The sequence below is a fragment of the Dactylosporangium sp. NPDC050588 genome (genome assembly GCF_040654975.1).
GTDB classification, from domain to species: Bacteria; Actinomycetota; Actinomycetes; order Mycobacteriales; family Micromonosporaceae; genus Dactylosporangium; species Dactylosporangium maewongense.
Map to the genome: position 1 here is coordinate 120,373 of NZ_JBFAJA010000007.1, position 17,628 is coordinate 138,000.

The 17,628-nt window shown below is 71.8% G+C and carries 13 protein-coding genes; 5 read left to right on the top strand and 8 right to left on the bottom strand.

Annotation, left to right across the window (positions count from 1 at the left end):
• Positions 1 to 136 precede the first annotated feature (136 nt).
• Positions 137 to 553, top strand: a complete 417-nt coding sequence (locus AB0I21_RS06555; RefSeq protein ID WP_360559461.1) for a Fur family transcriptional regulator — start codon at positions 137 to 139, stop codon at positions 551 to 553.
• Positions 554 to 588: 35 nt separating this feature from the next.
• Entirely contained in the window at positions 589 to 2,811 is a 2,223-nt protein-coding gene (gene katG, locus AB0I21_RS06560) for a catalase/peroxidase HPI (protein WP_360559411.1), read from the top strand.
• A 55-nt stretch (positions 2,812 to 2,866) separates the two neighbouring features.
• Here katG and AB0I21_RS06565 read toward each other — a convergent pair whose 3' ends face one another.
• The 5 genes from AB0I21_RS06565 to AB0I21_RS06585 form a co-directional block, all read right to left on the bottom strand.
• Positions 2,867 to 3,544 carry a hypothetical protein gene (locus AB0I21_RS06565; protein ID WP_360559412.1) on the bottom strand — a complete coding sequence of 226 codons (678 nt, stop codon included), beginning with the start codon at positions 3,542 to 3,544 and terminating at the stop codon, positions 2,867 to 2,869.
• A gap of 10 nt (positions 3,545 to 3,554) precedes the next feature.
• Complete coding sequence (locus AB0I21_RS06570; protein ID WP_360559413.1) at positions 3,555 to 3,704, bottom strand: hypothetical protein; 150 nt, start codon at positions 3,702 to 3,704, stop codon at positions 3,555 to 3,557.
• A complete protein-coding gene (locus AB0I21_RS06575; protein ID WP_360559414.1) occupies positions 3,701 to 4,657 on the bottom strand; it encodes a hypothetical protein in 957 nt (318 codons plus the stop codon). The genes AB0I21_RS06570 and AB0I21_RS06575 overlap by 4 nt, the downstream gene beginning before the upstream one ends.
• A 79-nt stretch (positions 4,658 to 4,736) precedes the next feature.
• Complete coding sequence (locus AB0I21_RS06580; RefSeq protein WP_360559415.1) at positions 4,737 to 6,056, bottom strand: condensation domain-containing protein; 1,320 nt, start codon at positions 6,054 to 6,056, stop codon at positions 4,737 to 4,739.
• Positions 6,053 to 6,382: a helix-turn-helix transcriptional regulator gene (locus AB0I21_RS06585; RefSeq protein ID WP_360559416.1), complete on the bottom strand. Its 330-nt coding sequence runs from the start codon at positions 6,380 to 6,382 to the stop codon at positions 6,053 to 6,055. The genes AB0I21_RS06580 and AB0I21_RS06585 overlap by 4 nt, the downstream gene beginning before the upstream one ends.
• Positions 6,383 to 6,579: 197 nt before the next feature.
• On the opposite strand from AB0I21_RS06585, the gene AB0I21_RS06590 reads away from it, so the two are divergent.
• Both AB0I21_RS06590 and AB0I21_RS06595 read left to right on the top strand, forming a co-directional pair.
• Positions 6,580 to 8,883: a cellulose binding domain-containing protein gene (locus AB0I21_RS06590; protein ID WP_360559417.1), complete on the top strand. Its 2,304-nt coding sequence runs from the start codon at positions 6,580 to 6,582 to the stop codon at positions 8,881 to 8,883.
• A 150-nt stretch (positions 8,884 to 9,033) separates the two neighbouring features.
• The gene (locus AB0I21_RS06595) at positions 9,034 to 10,308 is read left to right on the top strand and encodes a barstar family protein (protein ID WP_360559418.1); all 1,275 of its coding nucleotides are present in this window, start codon (positions 9,034 to 9,036) and stop codon (positions 10,306 to 10,308) included.
• Positions 10,309 to 10,336: 28 nt separating this feature from the next.
• Here AB0I21_RS06595 and AB0I21_RS06600 read toward each other — a convergent pair whose 3' ends face one another.
• From AB0I21_RS06600 to AB0I21_RS06610, 3 genes are all read right to left on the bottom strand, one after another.
• Entirely contained in the window at positions 10,337 to 10,783 is a 447-nt protein-coding gene (locus tag AB0I21_RS06600) for a hypothetical protein (protein ID WP_360559419.1), read from the bottom strand.
• Between the two features lie 95 nt (positions 10,784 to 10,878).
• Complete coding sequence (locus AB0I21_RS06605) at positions 10,879 to 15,708, bottom strand: trypsin-like peptidase domain-containing protein (protein ID WP_360559420.1); 4,830 nt, start codon at positions 15,706 to 15,708, stop codon at positions 10,879 to 10,881.
• A 3-nt stretch (positions 15,709 to 15,711) separates the two neighbouring features.
• Positions 15,712 to 16,329, bottom strand: coding sequence for a trypco2 family protein (locus tag AB0I21_RS06610; protein ID WP_360559421.1), 618 nt, complete (start codon positions 16,327 to 16,329; stop codon positions 15,712 to 15,714).
• A gap of 79 nt (positions 16,330 to 16,408) precedes the next feature.
• Between AB0I21_RS06610 and AB0I21_RS06615 the strand changes: the two genes are divergently transcribed.
• Positions 16,409 to 17,617, top strand: a complete 1,209-nt coding sequence (locus AB0I21_RS06615; RefSeq protein ID WP_360559422.1) for a pectate lyase — start codon at positions 16,409 to 16,411, stop codon at positions 17,615 to 17,617.
• Positions 17,618 to 17,628: the final 11 nt, after the last annotated feature.

Consider the following 17,628-nt stretch of genomic DNA (forward strand, 5'->3'; position numbering starts at 1 on the left):
CCGGCCGCGCCATTCTCGCGGGATGACCGGACGGCGCGTCCGCGGGCTCCGCGGCGTCTCATCCGACAGGATGAAGCGCAGGAACACGCCCGGTGAAAACTTGAACTGTTCCAGACTAGTGGTCTATGTTGATCGTGTGACGTTCGACTTCGAGGCGCAGTTGCGGGCGGCCTCGTTGCGGGTGACGAAGCCGCGGCTGGCGGTCCTCGCCGCCCTGCACGAGCACCGGCACGTCGACACGGACACGGTGATCACCCTCGTGCGCGCCGAACATCCCATGGTCTCCCACCAGGCGGTCTACGATGTTCTGCGGGCGCTCACCGACGCCGGTCTGGTGCGGCGCATCGAGCCGGCCGGCAGCACCGCCCGCTACGAGTCCCGGGTGGCGGACAACCACCACCACGTCGTGTGCCGTTCGTGTGGCGCGATCGCCGATGTCGACTGCGCCGCCGGCCACGTTCCTTGTCTCACCGCCTCGGACGACCACGGCTACGTGGTCGACGAGGCGGAAGTCGTGTATTGGGGCACCTGCCCCGACTGCGCTTCGAAATGATTCGGTCCGTTCGGACGAAAGACGGAAGGAAGACCATGAGCGACACCCAGGCCACGGCAGGCGGCTGCCCAGTCGCGCACGGCAGCGAGAGCGAAAACCCGGCGATCGACTCGCCGACCCCGAAGACCGGTGGACGTCCGCGCACGAACCGCGACTGGTGGCCCAACCAGCTCGACCTTTCCGTGCTGCACGCCCACTCGTCCAAGGGCAACCCGCTCGGGGCGGACTTCGAATACGCCAAGGAGTTCCAGAAGCTCGACGTCGAGGCCCTCAAGCGCGACATCACCGAGGTGCTGACCACGTCGCAGGACTGGTGGCCGGCCGACTTCGGGCACTACGGCGGCCTCATGATCCGGATGAGCTGGCACGCCGCCGGCACGTACCGGATCCACGACGGCCGCGGCGGCGCCGGCGACGGCGGGCAGCGCTTCGCCCCGCTCAACAGCTGGCCCGACAACGCCAACCTCGACAAGGCCCGCCGGCTGCTGTGGCCGGTGAAGGCCAAGTACGGCCAGAAGATCTCGTGGGCCGACCTGCTCGTGCTCGCCGGCAACGTGGCCCTGGAGTCGATGGGCTTCAAGACCTTCGGCTTCGGCTTCGGCCGCGCGGACGTCTGGGAGCCCGAGGAGATCTTCTGGGGCCCCGAGGACACCTGGCTCGGCGACGAGCGCTACGTCGGCGAGGCCGAGATGGCCTCCGAGGTCGGCGCGGCCGAGATGGGCCTCATCTACGTCAACCCGCAGGGTCCCCGCGGCAACGCCGACCCGCTGAACGCGGCGTACTTCATCCGGGAGACGTTCGCCCGGATGGCCATGAACGACGAGGAGACCGTCGCTCTCATCGCCGGCGGCCACACCTTCGGCAAGGCGCACGGCGCCGGCAACGCCGACGAGCACGTGGGCCCGGAGCCCGAGGGCGCCCCGCTGGAGTCGCAGGGCCTCGGCTGGCTGAGCACGCACGGCAGCGGCAAGGCCGGTGACACGATCACCAGCGGTCTCGAGGTCACCTGGACCGACAAGCCCACCGAGTGGAGCAACCGCTTCTTCGAGATCCTGTTCGGCTACGAGTGGGAGCTCACCACGAGCCCCGCCGGCGCCAAGCAGTGGGTCGCCAAGGACGCCGAGGCGATCATCCCGGACGCGCACGACCCGTCCAAGAAGCACAAGCCCACGATGCTCACCACAGACCTCTCGCTGCGGGTGGATCCGGTGTACGAGAAGATCTCGCGCCGCTTCCTCGAGAACCCCGACGAGTTCGCGCTCGCGTTCGCCAAGGCCTGGTACAAGCTGCTGCACCGCGACATGGGTCCGGTCAGCCGCTTCCTCGGCCCGTGGGTCGCCGAGCCGCAGCTGTGGCAGGACCCGGTCCCGGCCGTCTCGGGCCAGCTCGTCGGCGACGCCGACGTCGCCGCGCTCAAGGCGAAGGTCCTGGACTCCGGCCTCAGCGTCGCGCAGCTGGTCTCCACCGCGTGGGCGTCGGCGGCGAGCTTCCGCTCCACCGACAAGCGCGGCGGTGCCAACGGCGCCCGCATCCGCCTGGAGCCGCAGCGCAGCTGGGAGGTCAACCAGCCGGCGCAGCTCGCCGAGGTGCTCGGCAAGCTCGAGGGCATCCAGCAGGAGTTCAACGCCGCGGGCGGCGCGCAGATCTCCCTCGCCGACCTCATCGTGCTGGCCGGCTCGGCCGCGGTGGAGAAGGCGGCCCGCGACGCGGGCGTCGAGGTGACCGTGCCGTTCCGGGCGGGCCGCACCGACGCGAGCCAGGAGGAGACCGACGTCGAGTCGTTCCGCGTCCTGGAGCCCCGCGCCGACGGCTTCCGCAACTACCTGCGCCCCGGCGAGAAGACCCAGCCGGAGATCCTGCTCGTCGACCGCGCGTACATGCTGGACCTCACCGCACCCGAGATGACCGTCCTCGTCGGCGGCCTGCGGGCGCTGGGCAACAACGTCGGCGGTGCCGCGCACGGTGTCCTCACCGACCGCCCCGGCGTGCTCACCAACGACTACTTCACCAACCTGCTTTCCCCGGGCACCAAGTGGAAGGCGTCGGAGTCGCAGGAGCACGTCTACGAGATCCAGGACGTGACGACCGGCGACGTGAAGTGGACCGCCACCGCGGTCGACCTCATCTTCGGCTCCAACTCGCAGCTGCGCGCCCTCGCCGAGGTCTACGCCAGCGCCGACGCCCGCGACAAGTTCGTCACCGACTTCGTCGCGGCCTGGACGAAGGTCATGGAGCTGGACCGCTTCGACCTGTCCTGATCCTGTACTGAACCCTTGTCGGGCCCGGTCGCCGCGTGCGGCCGGGCCCGGCTTTTCATGGGCGGCGCAGGTGGTTCGGGTGGTGCTCCGCCAGCTCCAGCAGCGACGTGAGACGCGCGCCCAGGACGAGGTCCATCGCACCTTCGACGCGGACGGCGACGGTCGGGCTGCCCGGGGGCTGCGCCAGCCGGACCAGCAGCGGCGGCGAGCCCGCAAGGGGGTACTCGAAGCCGTCCAGCGCCGTGTGCAGCGCCGCCGCGTCGAGATCGTCGTAGCGGTACCCGATGAGCAGGCTGATCTCGTGCAACAGCCGCGCCAGGTGGTCCTCGTCCGCCGACCCCGCGACACACCCGACGTCGTCCACGGCGTCCGGCGCCGGCCCGTCCGGCGGGGCCGGTATCAGTGCGTCGCATTGCGGGTCGTAGCAGTCGAGGCCGTACGCGCCGGCGAGCGTTGGCAGCGCGTCGGTCGCCGGCCAGCCGAACGCGAGGGTCAGGACCACGTAACGGTGGGCCTCGTCGGTCGGCCCGGACCACCGCGGCGCGTCGACGTCGGTGTGCCACGGCTCGATCCTGCTCGCCAGCTCCGGCCACCGGCGCAGCAGCTCGGCGCGGAACCGCAGGACCCGCGGGTCGGGCTTGAGCCGCCCGGGCCTGCCCTCCGCGAGCCGGTCGGCGAGCCGCCGCGCGTTCTTCGCGGCGCCGGCGGGCCAGAAGTACAGGTCGTAGGTCACTGTCCGCAGCCTAGAACGGCACGTCGGTCGCGATACACGGACCGTCGGCTTTCACCTTGACGGACACGGCCAGCCGCACGGCGAGGACGGGCAGGCCGCAGAACAGCACGGCGCCGCCCACGACGAGCAGCCGCGCCCGCCGCCGCCTGCTGATCTTCACGACTGGGGATCGCATCCGTCTACCGGTGACGCCGCGTCGTCCGGTTGTGCAGCTTGTTCAGCGCCGGCCCGGCGGCGGAGCGGGGCGCCGTCGGTGGTGGCGAGCCGGTGGGCGAAGATGCCGCCGCCGGCCGTGACGGCGAGGATCAGCGGCACCGAGTACATCAGGCCGGGGAACATGCCGACCTCCTGCAGGGTCGCGGCGATGCCCGCGTTGAGGCCGCCCAGCGCCGCGACCGCGGCCACGACCGGCAGCGCCCGCCAGGCCCGCTTGCGTGCCATCGGCACCAGGCCGAGCAGGAGGATGACCGCGGCCGCGCCGGCGCCGGCCAGCAGCGGCAGGCCGGTGAGCGACGGGGCGGCGAGCGACGGTGGCGGCTCGTAGTAGCAGCAGCCCTCGCCGGAGTCGGGCGAGCCGAGCCGGTGCCACGCGCCCCGCACGTCCCGGTAGAGCAGCCCGTCGCGCCCGTCGGCGACGAAGACCACGTGCCCGCCCGGCACGGCGTGCACGACCAGCGACCGCGACGACAGGTGCTGGGCCGGGTCGCCGAGCCGCGGATACTTCGCGGCGAGTCTGGTGTGCGCGTCGCCGCTCACCTCCCACACCGTGCCGAACCTGGTGCCGCCGTCGGTGCTCTGCTCGACCCGCAGCGCGTCACCCGGCACCCGGTAGCAGAGGTCCTGCTGGCATTGCCGGGCCTGTGGCGTGCCGGCGGCGACCCCGCCCTCGATCCACTCGACGGCCGCACCGGAGTCGTCGACCCGCCACGCGGTCGTGCGCTCGCGCCGCAGCACGTGGACCACCACGGTCCCCGGCGCCGAGTCCAGGACCGCGGTCACCTCGCCGAGCTCGTCCGCGTGCTGCCCGGCGGTCCCGGACGTGCACGACCACAGCAGCCCCGACAGCAGCACGCCGCCGAGCAGGACGACCAGCACTTGCCCCCGTCTGTTCATCCGCCCAGAATCCCAGCGATCGACAACGCTCAGGCCACACCCCAGCCACGATCGCGCGCACCAACGATGCCGCCGCGAGCTAGACGGCGGCGGCGACGGCGATGGTCTGCATGGCGCGGACCCAGGACTCCGCGAGGGCCGGGGCGAGGTGGTGGGTGTCGAAGACGATCCGCACCAGCAGGGCGTCAGCGGTGTCCTCGACGTTCACCATGAGCGGCTCGTGCGGGTCGTCGCGGGCGACCGGCCAGTCGAAGCGGGTCGCGGCCAGCGCGGACGCCATCTGCGGCAGGGTCACCGCGGCGGGCGGTGAGGAGCGGTCGCCGGTGCGGCGGTCGTTGAAGAGCACCGACAGGTCGATGGCGGTGCCGCGCTCCCGCTCCACGCCGGCGACGGCGGCTGCGAGCTGCAAGGGGTCGAAGCTGGCGTACTTGTAGGTCGACAGGACCGCGCCACGGACCCGGTCCAGCAGCGTGGGGAACGCGACGCCGAGCGCGTCGACGACGAGCAGGCCGGCCTGGTTGACGGGGCACACCACGTCGGCGAGGCCGGGCCAGAAGCGGTTGCCGACGATCGGGCGGATCACGACCGGGTCGACGCCGGTGACGCGGGCGGTCGCCGCAGCGAACACCGCCAGGAGCACGGTCGCCGAGTCCACGCCGTGCCGGTCGGCCAGGGTGCCCAGCGCCAGCCGGAGTGCGGGGGAGTGCAGCAGCCCCTCGCGGTAGCGTGGCTCGCACCTGTTGGCGGACTCCGGCACGGTACGGGCGGGCACGGTCAGCAGGGTCCGCCGCCAGTACCGCAGTGCCGCCTCGTTCTGCCGGCGGCCGGCGGGGGAGCGCTGTCGCCGCACCTGCTCGAGGGGCTGCATGCCGGCGACCGGGGCGGGCTCCCGCCGGGTCACCTCGTCCATCATGACGACCCCGCCGAGCGCGTCGGTGACAAGATGCGTGACGACGGAGACCTGGTGGGTGAGCGCGCCGCGGTGCCGCACGACGCCGACCCGCAGCGGCCAGTCCTTGACGTAGTCGTAGTCCCAGGCCCGGAACCAGTCGAAGACGGCGCCGGCGAACTCCAGCGGGTCCGAGGCGTCGGGCGCGTCGAACACCTCGATCGTGAAGGATCCGGACGCCGACACCTCCTGCCGCACCGCCCCGTCGGGCAAGAAGCGCAGCCGGGTGCGCATCGTCTGGTACCGCCCGATCGTGTACCGCAGGTCGTCCACGATGTCGTCGAGGGTGGTGCCGGGCCGCAGGGTGCTCGGCCCGCCGATCGGGATCCAGCTGCGCTGCCGCTGCATCGCCAGCCAGATCTCCTGCTGCCCCCACGACAGCTCGTCTTCGCCGGCCCCCTCGCCGGCGAAGTCGAACCGGACCAGCTCCGCAGCCACGAGCTCGGTCATCGCGCGCTCACCGCCAGGCGGGCCCGCAGCCGGCGGTCGGCCGCGGCGGCGTTGCGGTGCAGGCGGTCGGTCTCGGCGCTGAGCAGGTCGAGCCCCGGCGTGGTGAGCCGGTAGTAGCGCCGCAGCCGCGAGGCGACGACCTCCTCGTGGTCCACCTCGATGAGCCCGTCGCCGCGGAGCCGGTCGAGGATGCCGTACAGGGTGCCGGGCTGCAGGCGGACCCGGTCCTCGGAGATGCGCCGCACGTCCTCCAGGACGCCGTACCCGTGCTGCGGCTCGCCCGCCAGCGCGGCCAGGATCAGGAACGTCGGTTCACGCAGCGGCATGACCGGCAACACCTTTCAGCGGGAACGGGGGAGCTGCCCGACGCTAACACCGTCGATGCGTGCGCGGCCGATACAAAAACCGATACAGCGCGCGGCCGTATCGCGGCCCGTAGCGCCGGCCGTATCGCCGGTTCACCTCGCGGTACAAACGCCGCCGCTGAACCAATAGATGCACATCCACATACTGGAGGCATCGCATGCACGTGGGAACCGGAAAGCGTCGAGCACTCGTGGCGGTGGCCGGGCTGGTCGCCGCCCTGCTGCCCGCCGCGGCCGCGCACGCCGCACCGTCCACCTTCACCCCCGCCGCCACGTACAACGGCGGCGGCACCCGCTACCTCAGCGCCCAGGTCACCGCCCCCGAGGGCCAGTACCAGGTGGCGACGAACCTGTGGAACCCGGCCGTCAGCGGCGGGTTCACGATGAACTACGACACCGCCACCACCGGGTTCTCGGTCACCAACTACACCGCCAACTCGTACTTCGGCACCGACCCGAACACCGGCCCGGCCTGCACCAACGGGACCGACCCACTCGACCCGAACTGCGACTGGGCCGGCACCGGCGACCCGTGGGTCAACCCCAACTCCGGCGTGCGCGACCAGTACGCGACGACCGGCGGCACCGCGCCGTTCGTGGCGCAGCAGCCACCGAACGACGGCGTCAACCACACCACCGGCACCGCCAACGAGTTCAGCCACCAGATCCACGCGCCGGCCGCGTACCCGAGCATCATCTCCGGCTGCCACTGGGGCACCTGCTCGCCGTCGGGCACGACCCCGGCCGGTGCGCCGTTCCCGAAGCAGACCGCCGGCGTGGCCCGGATGGACTCGGTCTGGAACATCACCGTCCCGGCGACCCCCGGCGGCAACGAGGCCTGGGACGCGTCCTACGACATCTGGTTCGACTCCAACTGCCGCCCGCAGCCGAGCACCTGCGCGACGCAGGGCAGCACGCTGCCGACGAACCCGCAGCTGCTGAACAACCCGGGCCAGAACGACGGCGCCGAGATCATGATCTGGGTGAACAACCAGGGCTACGTGAACGCCCAGCCCGGCGACGCGCAGAACCCGACGGCGTACGCCGCCCACGCCGGCAAGATCCAGCCCGCCGGCATGCCGCTCCTCGTCGACGTGAAGATCCCCGGCATCCGCACCACGGTGAACGGCGCCGCGACCGACACCACGTTCGACGTGTGGGGCGGCCGCGTCCGCAGCTTCGACAACGGCGTGCGGTGGAACGTCATCTCGTTCGTCGCCCGTACCAAGGGCACCGGGCTCGTCGGTGACCCGGCCGTGCCCGGCACCGTCCCGGCCAACGGCGGCTTCGACAGCCACATCTTCACCAAGTACGCCGCGAGCCTCGACGACATGGGCATCTACTGCTCCACCGACCCCGGCTCGCCGATCACCCCCGAGCAGACGATCTGCCTGGAGCCGAAGTGGTGGGTCACCTCGGTGCAGGCCGGCTTCGAGATCTGGAACCTGCCGCAGACCTCGACGCTCGCCACGACCAAGTTCAGCGTGAACCCGGTCGCGGTCAGCGGCGGCATCAACACCGGCGGCCGGGCCACGCCGGACGGCACGCCGCTCGTGCACTGGGACGACGTGTTCACCATCAACGCGACCGGCTGCACCCCGGCCACGAGCGCCACCTGGACGATCGTCGGGCGCAACTACAACACGACCCCGCCGACGGAAGGGTTCCGGCTCAACGGCACCCTCACCCACGTCGGGTCCGGCAACTACACGGCGACCGGCGTCGGCCCGCTGCGCAACCCGGCCGCCGGCTACGTCCTGCACGACGAGGCGCAGGTCATCATCACGATCGTCTGCAACGGCGTCACGTTCACCAGCACCGGCAACCTCTTCATCGACCCGAGCGGGAAGGTGTCCAACACGGCCGGTGCGCCGATCAGCGGGGCGACGGTGACCCTGTACCGCTCGGCGACCCAGACCGGCACCTACACCGCCGTCCCCAACGGCAGCACCACGATCATGTCGCCGCGCAACCGGGCGAACCCGTCGCTCACCAACGGCTACGGCTTCTACCGGTGGGACGTCTCGCCCGGCTGGTACAAGGTGCGGGTGACGAAGGCGGGGTGCACCGCGCCCGGCAGCTCGCAGACGTTCGTGGAGTCGCCCGCCAAGCAGGTGTCGGCGAACCTGCCGCCGGTGACGAACCTGGACCTGACGATGTACTGCGGTGAGCAGTCCACGCTGCCCACCACGGTCGTCGTCCGTCCGCCGGGCGTCCGCCCGGTCAGCCAGGGCGGCTACTGCGCCGACGTCTACGTCACCAACAACACCGGCGCGGCGAAGGAGTGGTTCGCGACCTTCGCGATCCCGGCCGGCCAGCACATCAGCCAGACCTGGAACATGGTTTTGACCCAGCAGGGCGCGACCGCCGTCAACGCCCACGCCGACCCCGCCAACCCCTGGAACAAGATCCTCCAACCCGGCCAGACGACGAACGACGTCGGCTTCTGCACCGGCCCGTAACACCCTTCGAGCACGGGCCCGTACCCCGGCGTGGGGTACGGGCCTGCCCCGCACGTCGCGCCGGCGGATGCGGTTGAGGTCGCGTGGGCCATGCTCAACCGTCCAAGAACGCGCCCCGTCGTGGCGTCTCCGGCGGGATAGGGTCTCGGCATGACGATGGGTGCCGGTCCCGAGGCGGCCCTGCCGGCCGAGCGGCGGCGGTGGACGTGGGAGCATCCGGTCGGCCCGCGCTGGCTGCTCCTCGGTGACGTCGGCTTCGAGGACACCTACGAGGACGACATCCCGCTGGCGCTGTGCGCGGAGATCGACGGACTGTTCGTGGATCTGCCGCCCCGGCCCCGCGAGGGGTTCACGCTCGTCGGCTGCGCCCCGGGCGGCGCGCTCGCCGACCTCCTCGATCGGCTTCCCGCCGCGGCGTTCGGCACGGACCAGGCCTGGCTGGGCGACGTCCACATCGCGGTGCCGCTGCCGCCGCCGGGCACGTCGCCGCCATGGTGGGGCGAGGACCTCGGCGACGTCGTCGTGCTCGCGCGACGGCCGAGCCTCGCCGTGCCGGGAGCCGTGGACATCGATCTCAGCGGCTTCGTCCAGGTCTACGACCGCACTGACGCCGTGGTGCGTCCGGGCGAGGTGACCGAGTTCGTGGTCCAGGGTCCGGACGAGGAGCCCTACGGCACATGCCGGGACGTCACCGGCGTGTTCCGCGATCAGGCCGCACCACCCGTGCCGCAGATCCGGCTGCTCGGCTGCCGGCCGGAACCTCCGCTGCTGACCGCGCTCGGTGCGCTCGGCCAGTCGACCAAGGCAGGGCTGCGTCGCCGTCGCGTCCGCGCCGAGGTGCACGTGGTTGCCGCCGACGGCTCGGCCGACCGGGTCATCGGTGTCGGGGTGTCCGGAACGGTCGTCGCGAGCGGGCCGTCACGGTTCGGTGCCGGGCTCGTCGACGTGACGGTCGACAGCGATCCGCAGGAGCCGCTGCCGACGGGCGTCCTCGGCATCCTGGAGCGTTGGCACACCGGACGGCCCGCCGGGAAGAACCTGTGGGCCGGCTACGACCGGGACCTGCGCCATCACTGGGCCGGCCTGGCGCTCGTCCACCTGTCCGGTGCACCGGACCGGCCGGCCGGCACCACGTATGACCTCGACGGCCGGTTCGTGACCGACATCGAGGGGTTCTACTGCGCGATCGGTGAGGCGATCAACGGCCCGGGTGGATACTTCGGGTGGAACCTCGATGCCCTCGACGACTGTCTGTGCGGGAAGTTCGGCGCGCGGACACCGTTTCGTCTGGTGTGGCACGACTCCGCCGTCGCCCGCGCGCACCTCGTCGCCGGCTACGATCGGCGCAGGCTGGGTCCGGCTGTCACCATGGAATATCTGCTGGACATGCTCACGGCGCGCCAGGTTGAGATCGACCTGCGATGAGCCGCAGGCCGACGCCTACAGCTGCTGCCTATCGGTGGTGCAGCGTCACTCGCAGGCCTTCGGCGGTCAGCCGGCGCGCCAGCAACGCCGCTTCGGCGGGCGTTCCGGTGATTCCCGCGTCGGTGAGGGCGGCGTAGTCGTGCGCCGCGCCGGTGATCGTTGCCCCGTGTCTGCGGTACATGGCGAGTGCGCGCAGCCGGAGCGGCCGGTTCGCGACCGGATCGGCATGGACCCGGGTGAGCCCGACCCGGGCGACGAGGGTCTGCCGGATCGTCGCGTCCAGGGCGTCGAACATTCCCGGACGGTCCTGGATCACGTCGGTGTAGCGACACTCCACGCACTGCGACGTGACGGTCCAGATGACCGCGTCGCCGTCGACGGCTTCCGCGACATGGAGTGAAACCGCGTCCCCGCAGCGGGGGCACGGACCGTTGAGATCACCGCAGTAGAGCACGAACACGTCGCTGTCGCTCACAGACCACGACGGTAGGCCCACCGGACGGAACCGGCATCCACGTTTCATCCGGGTGCGCGCTCGTGCCGCGGGTCGCGCGCCGGCGTCCAGTGGGCTCAGACGAGCAGGGTCAGCAGTTCGTCGGCGGCGGCGGTGGCGGCGGGGCGGTGGATGCGGGCCAGCGCATCGAGTGCGGTGGTCGCCGGGCCGTCGCGCAGGGTCTCGGCGATCAGGTCGGCGCACGACGGGTGTTCGGGCACCGTCTGGATGAACCGGAGCAGGGCGGCGGCGTGCTGGTCCGGGTCGTCGATCGTGCGAACGGTGTCGACGACGTCGTCGACGAGGGCGCCGATGAGGTCGAGCCGCCCTCCGGTGCGGGCCCGGGCGATGACGTTGAGCAGGGCGGTGAGGCGGGGCAACGGTTCGGTCACCGCGTGCGCCGCCGCCTCGGCTCGTCCCAGGTCGTCGTCCCCGCGCCGCGGTGACCGGCCGGCCCGCCCGGCCGCCGCTCTGGCCTTCGACTCGGTCGCGATGATCTGCTGCGCGAACCGCCGGCTGGCCGGCTCGTCGATCCGGGCCGCGAGGCCTGACAGCACGTCGAGGTCGCCGTCGGCGGCCGCGTGTCGCACCGTGGCGAGCACGGCCGCCGCCCTGCCGAACGGGACGGTGATCAGCGCGGCCGCTCGCTGGGCGATGCCGAGGTCGCCCTTGGCAGCGGCCAGGCCGGCCACCTGGACGAGCGCGTCGGTCTGCCGGTCCGGAATCCCGATCACGGCCGAGACCTCCAGCGCCCAGTCGAACCGGCCGGACTCGGCGCCGGCCCGGGCCACGTCGATGAGCGAGTACGCCAGCTGGTCTGGATGCTCGATCGACCGTGCGGCCGCCAGGGCCTTGTCCAGCTCGCCGCCGCCGATCGCGGTCTCCACCGTCGTCTGTGCCGCCCGGACCCGGTCGTGCGGGTTCGCGATCACCGACACCAGCTGGGTGAGCCGGTCCAGGACCCGGTTGAGGTGCTGCGGGTCGCCGGCCCGGGCGGCGATCGCCTCGGCCCAGGTGCACGGGATCGTCGTGAGGGCCGCTGCCTCGTCGAGCAACGCGGTGGCCCGCGGCGCGTCGGCGACCGCGGCGATCTCGACCAATGCGGCGGCCTGCGCCGTCGGGTCGCTGATGCGGCGGGCGGCGTGCTCGGCGGCAGACGTCAGGGCGAGCATCCGGTCGAGGTCGGCCGTCAGCGCCCACGCTGCGGTCGTGAGTGCTCTGACCTGCCATTGGGGGTCGGGCGCCGAGCGGGTCCCGGTCTCCGCCTCTTCGAGCAGCACCCGGGCCCGCTCCGGGTCGCCTCGTTCGATCGCCTCGTCGGCGACCGGGATCAGCAGTTCCGGCTTGCCGGTGCCACGGGCAAGGTCGGCGGCCGCACTGAGATCGCCGTTGTCCAGCGCCGCATGCATCGCGGTGCGGACCGTGCTTTGTCCCTCGCCGAAGCGCTCGGCATAGGCGACCGCGGAGGCGTAGTCACGGTTGTCGAGATGCGCGCTGAGAATGCGCTGTCGTGCCTTCGAACGATCGAACGAGACTCCCATCAGCGCCTCCACGCGAGCTGCCTCGTCGAGTCGCCCGGCGCGGACCGCCCCGTCGACAACCGAGGCCAGCGCCGCGTCTCGTCGCCAATAGTCGTGGGCCCGTCGAGCCGCCGCGCTCGCCTGGTCGACGGCGCCGAGTTCCGCCAGCGACCGGAGCGCATCGTTGAGCACGTCGCGCCGGCCGTGCGTCGGCGGCAGCGCCGCCACATCGACAGCGTCCGCCAGGGACGCGCGGGCGCCGGCAGGGTCGCCGCGCTGCATCTTGACGGCTGCGACCGCGACCAGCGCCTGCGCGTCCCCGCCCGGCAGGGCGAGCCGCGCCGCGGCCTCGGCCTCGACGACGCCGCCCGACGCCGCCAGGGTGCGCACCGCGCCGACCCAGGCGTCCCACTCCCAGCTGTCGCGGGTGACCGGCCACACCATCGCCGCCGCAAGCGCCGCACGGGTCGTGTCGTCGGAGTTTCGACTCGCTGCGACGGCCGCGACAGCGCTCATCCGGCGTACCGGATCGGGCACGGTGAACGCCAGCGCCAGTCCCTGTTCGACGCCGTCGAGCTCTGCGAGTGCCGGCATCAGCGCCGTGAAACGCTCCCAGGAGCCCGCATCGGCGGCGTGGGTGACCGCGTCGGTGAGGATCCGCCGGCCCCACCGGGCGTTGCCGTGCTCGTGTGCGGTCCGTGCCACATCGACGAGGACACCGGGCTCCTGCACCGCGGCGATCCGCTGCGCACGGCGAAGGTCGCCGTGGATGACCGCGGCTGTGGCGATGTGTCGCAGGGTCAACGCTCGTCCGTCGTCGGTGGTGATCAGTTGGGCGAGCCTCTCGGCACGGTCCAGTTGAGCGGCGTCGACGAGGTGACGGGCGATCGACGCGTATGTCTCGGATCTGTCGCGGCGGTCGTGGATCGAAGCGGCGAGCGCCTCCGCGCGGTCGAAGGCGCCTTCGGCTGCGGCGGCCTCGGCGAGGAGTTTGAAGGTGAACCGGTCAGCGGTGAAGCGGTCGACCAGGTCGGTGCTCGGTTCGGCCGCGCGTCTGCGTGCGGTCTTGCGTGCGGCCTTCACGAGCTTCCGCAGTTCCGCTCGCTGCCCGGGGTCGGTGCTGGTGTCCGCGGCTTCCTCCGCCGCTGTCAGCAGCTCCGCTGCCCGGGCCCGCGCGCCGACATTGAGCGCCTCGCCGGCGGCCTCTATCAGGAGCTCGACGTCCGCGCGGGGGTCCGGCTCGAGCGTGTCGAGGACCGCGTCCTCGGCGCCGGTCGGGCGCGACGGCGCCGCGACGTCGGCGACGGCGTCCAGTGCCGCCTGCCGTTGCTCACGATCCGGGATCGACTGCGCCAGCGCCTCGGCCCGCACGAACAAGCCGAGGCGGGCCCACAGGGCGGGAAGTTCCACGGGGATGTTGCGGTTGCGCCGGGCCAGAATCTCGTGGTGCACCGCCAGCCGGGCCAGGGCGACGAGGTTGCGGCGCCGTTCGGTGAGCAGCGCCTCCTGCGTCATGGCGATCTCCGTCAGGGCCGCGCTGTCCGCGCCCGAGCGTGCCAGCAGCCGCGCGTGCCGCGCCGGACTGGTCGCCAGCTCGACCAGCTGGTCCACCTCATGCGTCGTGCGGAGCAACGCGAAGTACCCCTGCAGCAGGTACGACGGTGTGTCGGCGGGCCAGTCCCGGTGGTGATAGCCGTCGGCCCAGGCGGTCAGGCGCTGCCGGTAGCCGTCGATCGCCCGTGGCCCGAGCAGCGCGATCGCGTCGAGCTGGAGTTCCTCGTGACCGAGCACGTAGGTTTCGGTCGCGGTCTCGGCGTGCCAAGTACCCTGGCGCACGGCGAACGTCCGTCCGGGCACCGCGCCGAGCCGGTCTCGTACCTGCCACTCCTCGAGGTCGGTCAGCTCGGCCAGATCGCCGGCGCTCAGCCCGCCGCCGGCCGCGGCGACCAGCGCCAGCAGGTCACGGTCGGGACCGTCGGCGGTGAGCAGCCGTTTGAGCTCGCCCTGCGCCCGCTCCCGGATGCCGGCCGCGTGTGGTGACTGCGTCAGCGTGACGACGATCGCCGGGTCGCGCAGCGCGTGCCTGGGCGGCACGTCCGGCGGCAGCGGTGGGTGCGGCCGGCCGGTGACCACGACGCGGAGGCCGGCGACCGGGCGCGCGGGCAGCAGGGCGGCGATGCTGTGCCCGTCGGGTCCGGCGGTGCCGCGGTCCTCGTCGAGGCCGTCGACGACCAGGACGAGCCGTTCGCCGCGGGCCTGGCAGACCGCGGCCGCCTCGTCGAGCTTCGTCAGCAGGAACGACTCGCGGGTCGCCTCCGTCAGCAGCGGTGGCACCGGATGGCCCAGGAGGGTGAGGAGCTGCTCCAGCACGACGTCCGCGAATGCCACGCTGTCGTCCTGGCGGGCCAGCCGCGCGGTGACGAAGAACGACACGATCCGGACGCCCTGCGGCGGGTGCAGCACGAACCAGGCCATGAGCGCCGACTTGCCGACCCAGGCCGGGGCCCGCAGCCACAGGTACGGTCCGCGCCCGGGGGCGACGCAGAACTCCCGCAGGTCGGTGAGCTCCTGCTCGCGGTCGAGCAGCTCGGTCGGCGCGATCCGCGCGACCTGCGCGAGGTAGGCAGAGCTGGTCGCTCCGAGCCCGGCCGTGCCGGTGAGCGTCGACAGGTCCCCGATGCCGGTCACCCCGAGTCGCGACCACCATCCGGCCGGGTCAGCGACGCCCGGGCCCCATCGTGGGTGGCCCGGGTCGGCCTCGAGCGCGGTCAGCGGCACCACGGTGACCGCCGACGAACCCTCGAGCCGGCCATGTTCGACCACGACGCCGAACAGTCGGCCGTGGGCGATGACCGGCGCACCGGACATGCCCGACCAGGGCGAATCGTCGGGCCCGGCGAGCCGCGGGTCGAGCTCGGCCGGCGTGATCGTCACGACCATGCTCAGCAGCCCGCTGGCCAGCTTCGACAGCGGCGCCACGACGCCGACGGCGTCGACGGTCTCGCGGATCACGTCGTCACCCGTCACCTCGGCGAAGCCCGGGTACCCGTAGGCGTGGCACCCCTCGATCACCGTCGGTGCCGGGGCGTCGCGGTCGACGCGGGCCAGTCCGACAGGCTCCAGCTCCGGTGCCCCCGTCGCCGCTTCGAGCAGGGCCAGGTCCGGTCCCGGACCGTAAGGATCGCCGGTGAACCGCGGATCGACGAACGCCGCATAGGTGATCTTACGAACGTCCCGGATGGTGACGCTGACGGCGCCGGCAACGACGTGCGCCGCGGTGAGGACGGTCCTTCCGGCCACGATGCAGCCGGAACCGTACCGGGGGCGACCGTCACCCAGCTCGGCGATGACCTCCACCAGCCGGCTGGCGAGCGGGACGGCGGTCACCGGTTACCCCTTGACCTGATCCTCCGTGCGCGCGACCTTGACCGGTCTGCCCTGCCGGTCGACGGGGGCGCCGAAGACCACCGTCACCCGCTGCTCGACGCCGTGGGCCCGGCCGGCACCACCGCCGAGGTCGACCTCCACGAACGGGACCTTGAACCCGGCCTTGCCGTTCACCGACCGCGACGCGGTGACCGTCAGCTCCACGGTGATGGACTCCACCGGCAGCTGGACTGCCGCGTCCGCCCCGGCGGCCCGCGCGCGCAGGACCTCCTCGCGGAGCACTTCGATCGCTTCGGCGAGCCCCAGACCTTCGACCGAACCGGTGTCGTTCACGGTGAATGGTCCTCCACGGATCGAGGTTTCAGCAGACGTTTGCCGCGCACTATAACGCAGCGCTGCCACCCGATCACGATGGCGATCGTTCACGTCGGCCGGGACCGGTACGTCCATGTCGGCAGCGGCGCTGACTGCCTCAGGGTGGTCGCCTTCGCCCGCGAGCATGGTCTGTTCGCGGAGCCGGTCTCCGGCTCGCCGTACGCCTTCGGGCGGGCATAGCCTGCAATTTTCACGGTTGGTCGCGCCGATAAACGGGTGATACCGGACACCCGATTGCCCCGGCATCGACTCGTACCTACGTTCCCAGGAAAGCGCTTTCCCGCCATGGTCGGGGAGCGGTCCACTCTCGGAAGGTGAGGCACGGATGAGACGACCAGTCGCCGTACGGTGGCTAGCTGCGGGAGCCGCCGCGGTCGCAGCCGCCGGTGTCACGCTGACGCTGCAGATGCCCCAAGCCGCGGCAGCCGACAACCTGAGCCTCAGCGCCGGCGCCGACGGCTCCAGTAAGGCCAGCGGCACCAGCTACGGCAATGTCAAAGACGGCAACACCGGCACCTACTGGTCGCCGGACGGCTCAACCGGATCGATCTCGATCAAGTGGGGCAGCGCGACGACGGTGGCCTCGGCGGTCATCCGGCAGGCATCGGGCGGTGGGTCCATCGGCGCCTGGCGGATCCTCAACCACGACACGAGTGCCGTCCTGGCCAGCGGCAGCGGCAGCCCGAGCACCATCAACTTCTCCTCGGTCTCGCTGAAGAAGATCACCTTCGAGATCACGAGCGCGTCCGGCGCGCCGCGGATCGCCGAGTTCGAGACGTACTCCGGCGGCGGCTCGAACCCGACGTCGAACCCCACCGGCAACCCGACGCCCACCTCGACCGGTGGCGGTGGCGGCAACCCGACCACGTCGTGGCCGGCATCGCAGGGCAACGTGAAGATCTCCGGCACGGTCAACGTCTCCGGCACGTTCGACGGCGGCATGAAGACCTACTGCTGCATTGGTGACGGTGGCCAGTCGGAGAGCCAGGACCCGATGTTCAAGATCGCCAACGGTGGCACGCTGCAGAACGTGATCCTGGGTTCGCCCGCCGGCGACGGTGTGCACTGCGAAGGCACCTGCACGCTCAGGAACGTGTGGTGGAACGACATCGGTGAGGACGCCGCCACGTTCAAGGGCACCGGCGGCGGCACCTCGTACGTGATCGGCGGCGGCGCCCGGTCGGGCTCCGACAAGACGTTCCAGCACAACGGCAACGGCACCGTGAGCATCAGCGGCTTCTACCTCAAGGGCACCGGCAAGCTGTACCGGGCGTGCGGGAACTGCTCCAGCTCGTACCAGCGGCACGTGCGGATCGACAACGTGATCGTCGACGACGTGGACATGGTCGCCGGCATCAACTCCAACTGGGGCGACACCGCGACGATCACGCGGGTCACGGTCTACAACGGCTCCAGCACCACGGTGTGCGGCAAGTACAAAGGCGTCAGCAAGGGTTCCGAGCCGACCTACCTCGGCGAGGGCTGGAACGACGCCAACTGCAAGGTGAACAAGAGCGACATCACCTACAAGTGACCTGACCGGCG

Excerpts from the sequence above, each read along its gene's own strand:
- AB0I21_RS06585 (WP_360559416.1), bottom strand. The coding sequence starts at position 6,382 with ATGCCGCTGCGTGAACCGACGTTCCTGATCCTGGCCGCGCTGGCGGGC.
- AB0I21_RS06580 (WP_360559415.1), bottom strand. The coding sequence starts at position 6,056 with ATGACCGAGCTCGTGGCTGCGGAGCTGGTCCGGTTCGACTTCGCCGGC.
- AB0I21_RS06595 (WP_360559418.1), top strand. The coding sequence starts at position 9,034 with ATGACGATGGGTGCCGGTCCCGAGGCGGCCCTGCCGGCCGAGCGGCGG.
- AB0I21_RS06575 (WP_360559414.1), bottom strand. The coding sequence starts at position 4,657 with ATGAACAGACGGGGGCAAGTGCTGGTCGTCCTGCTCGGCGGCGTGCTG.
- AB0I21_RS06615 (WP_360559422.1), top strand. The coding sequence starts at position 16,409 with ATGAGACGACCAGTCGCCGTACGGTGGCTAGCTGCGGGAGCCGCCGCG.
- katG (WP_360559411.1), top strand. The coding sequence starts at position 589 with ATGAGCGACACCCAGGCCACGGCAGGCGGCTGCCCAGTCGCGCACGGC.
- AB0I21_RS06590 (WP_360559417.1), top strand. The coding sequence starts at position 6,580 with ATGCACGTGGGAACCGGAAAGCGTCGAGCACTCGTGGCGGTGGCCGGG.
- AB0I21_RS06610 (WP_360559421.1), bottom strand. The coding sequence starts at position 16,329 with ATGCCGGGGCAATCGGGTGTCCGGTATCACCCGTTTATCGGCGCGACC.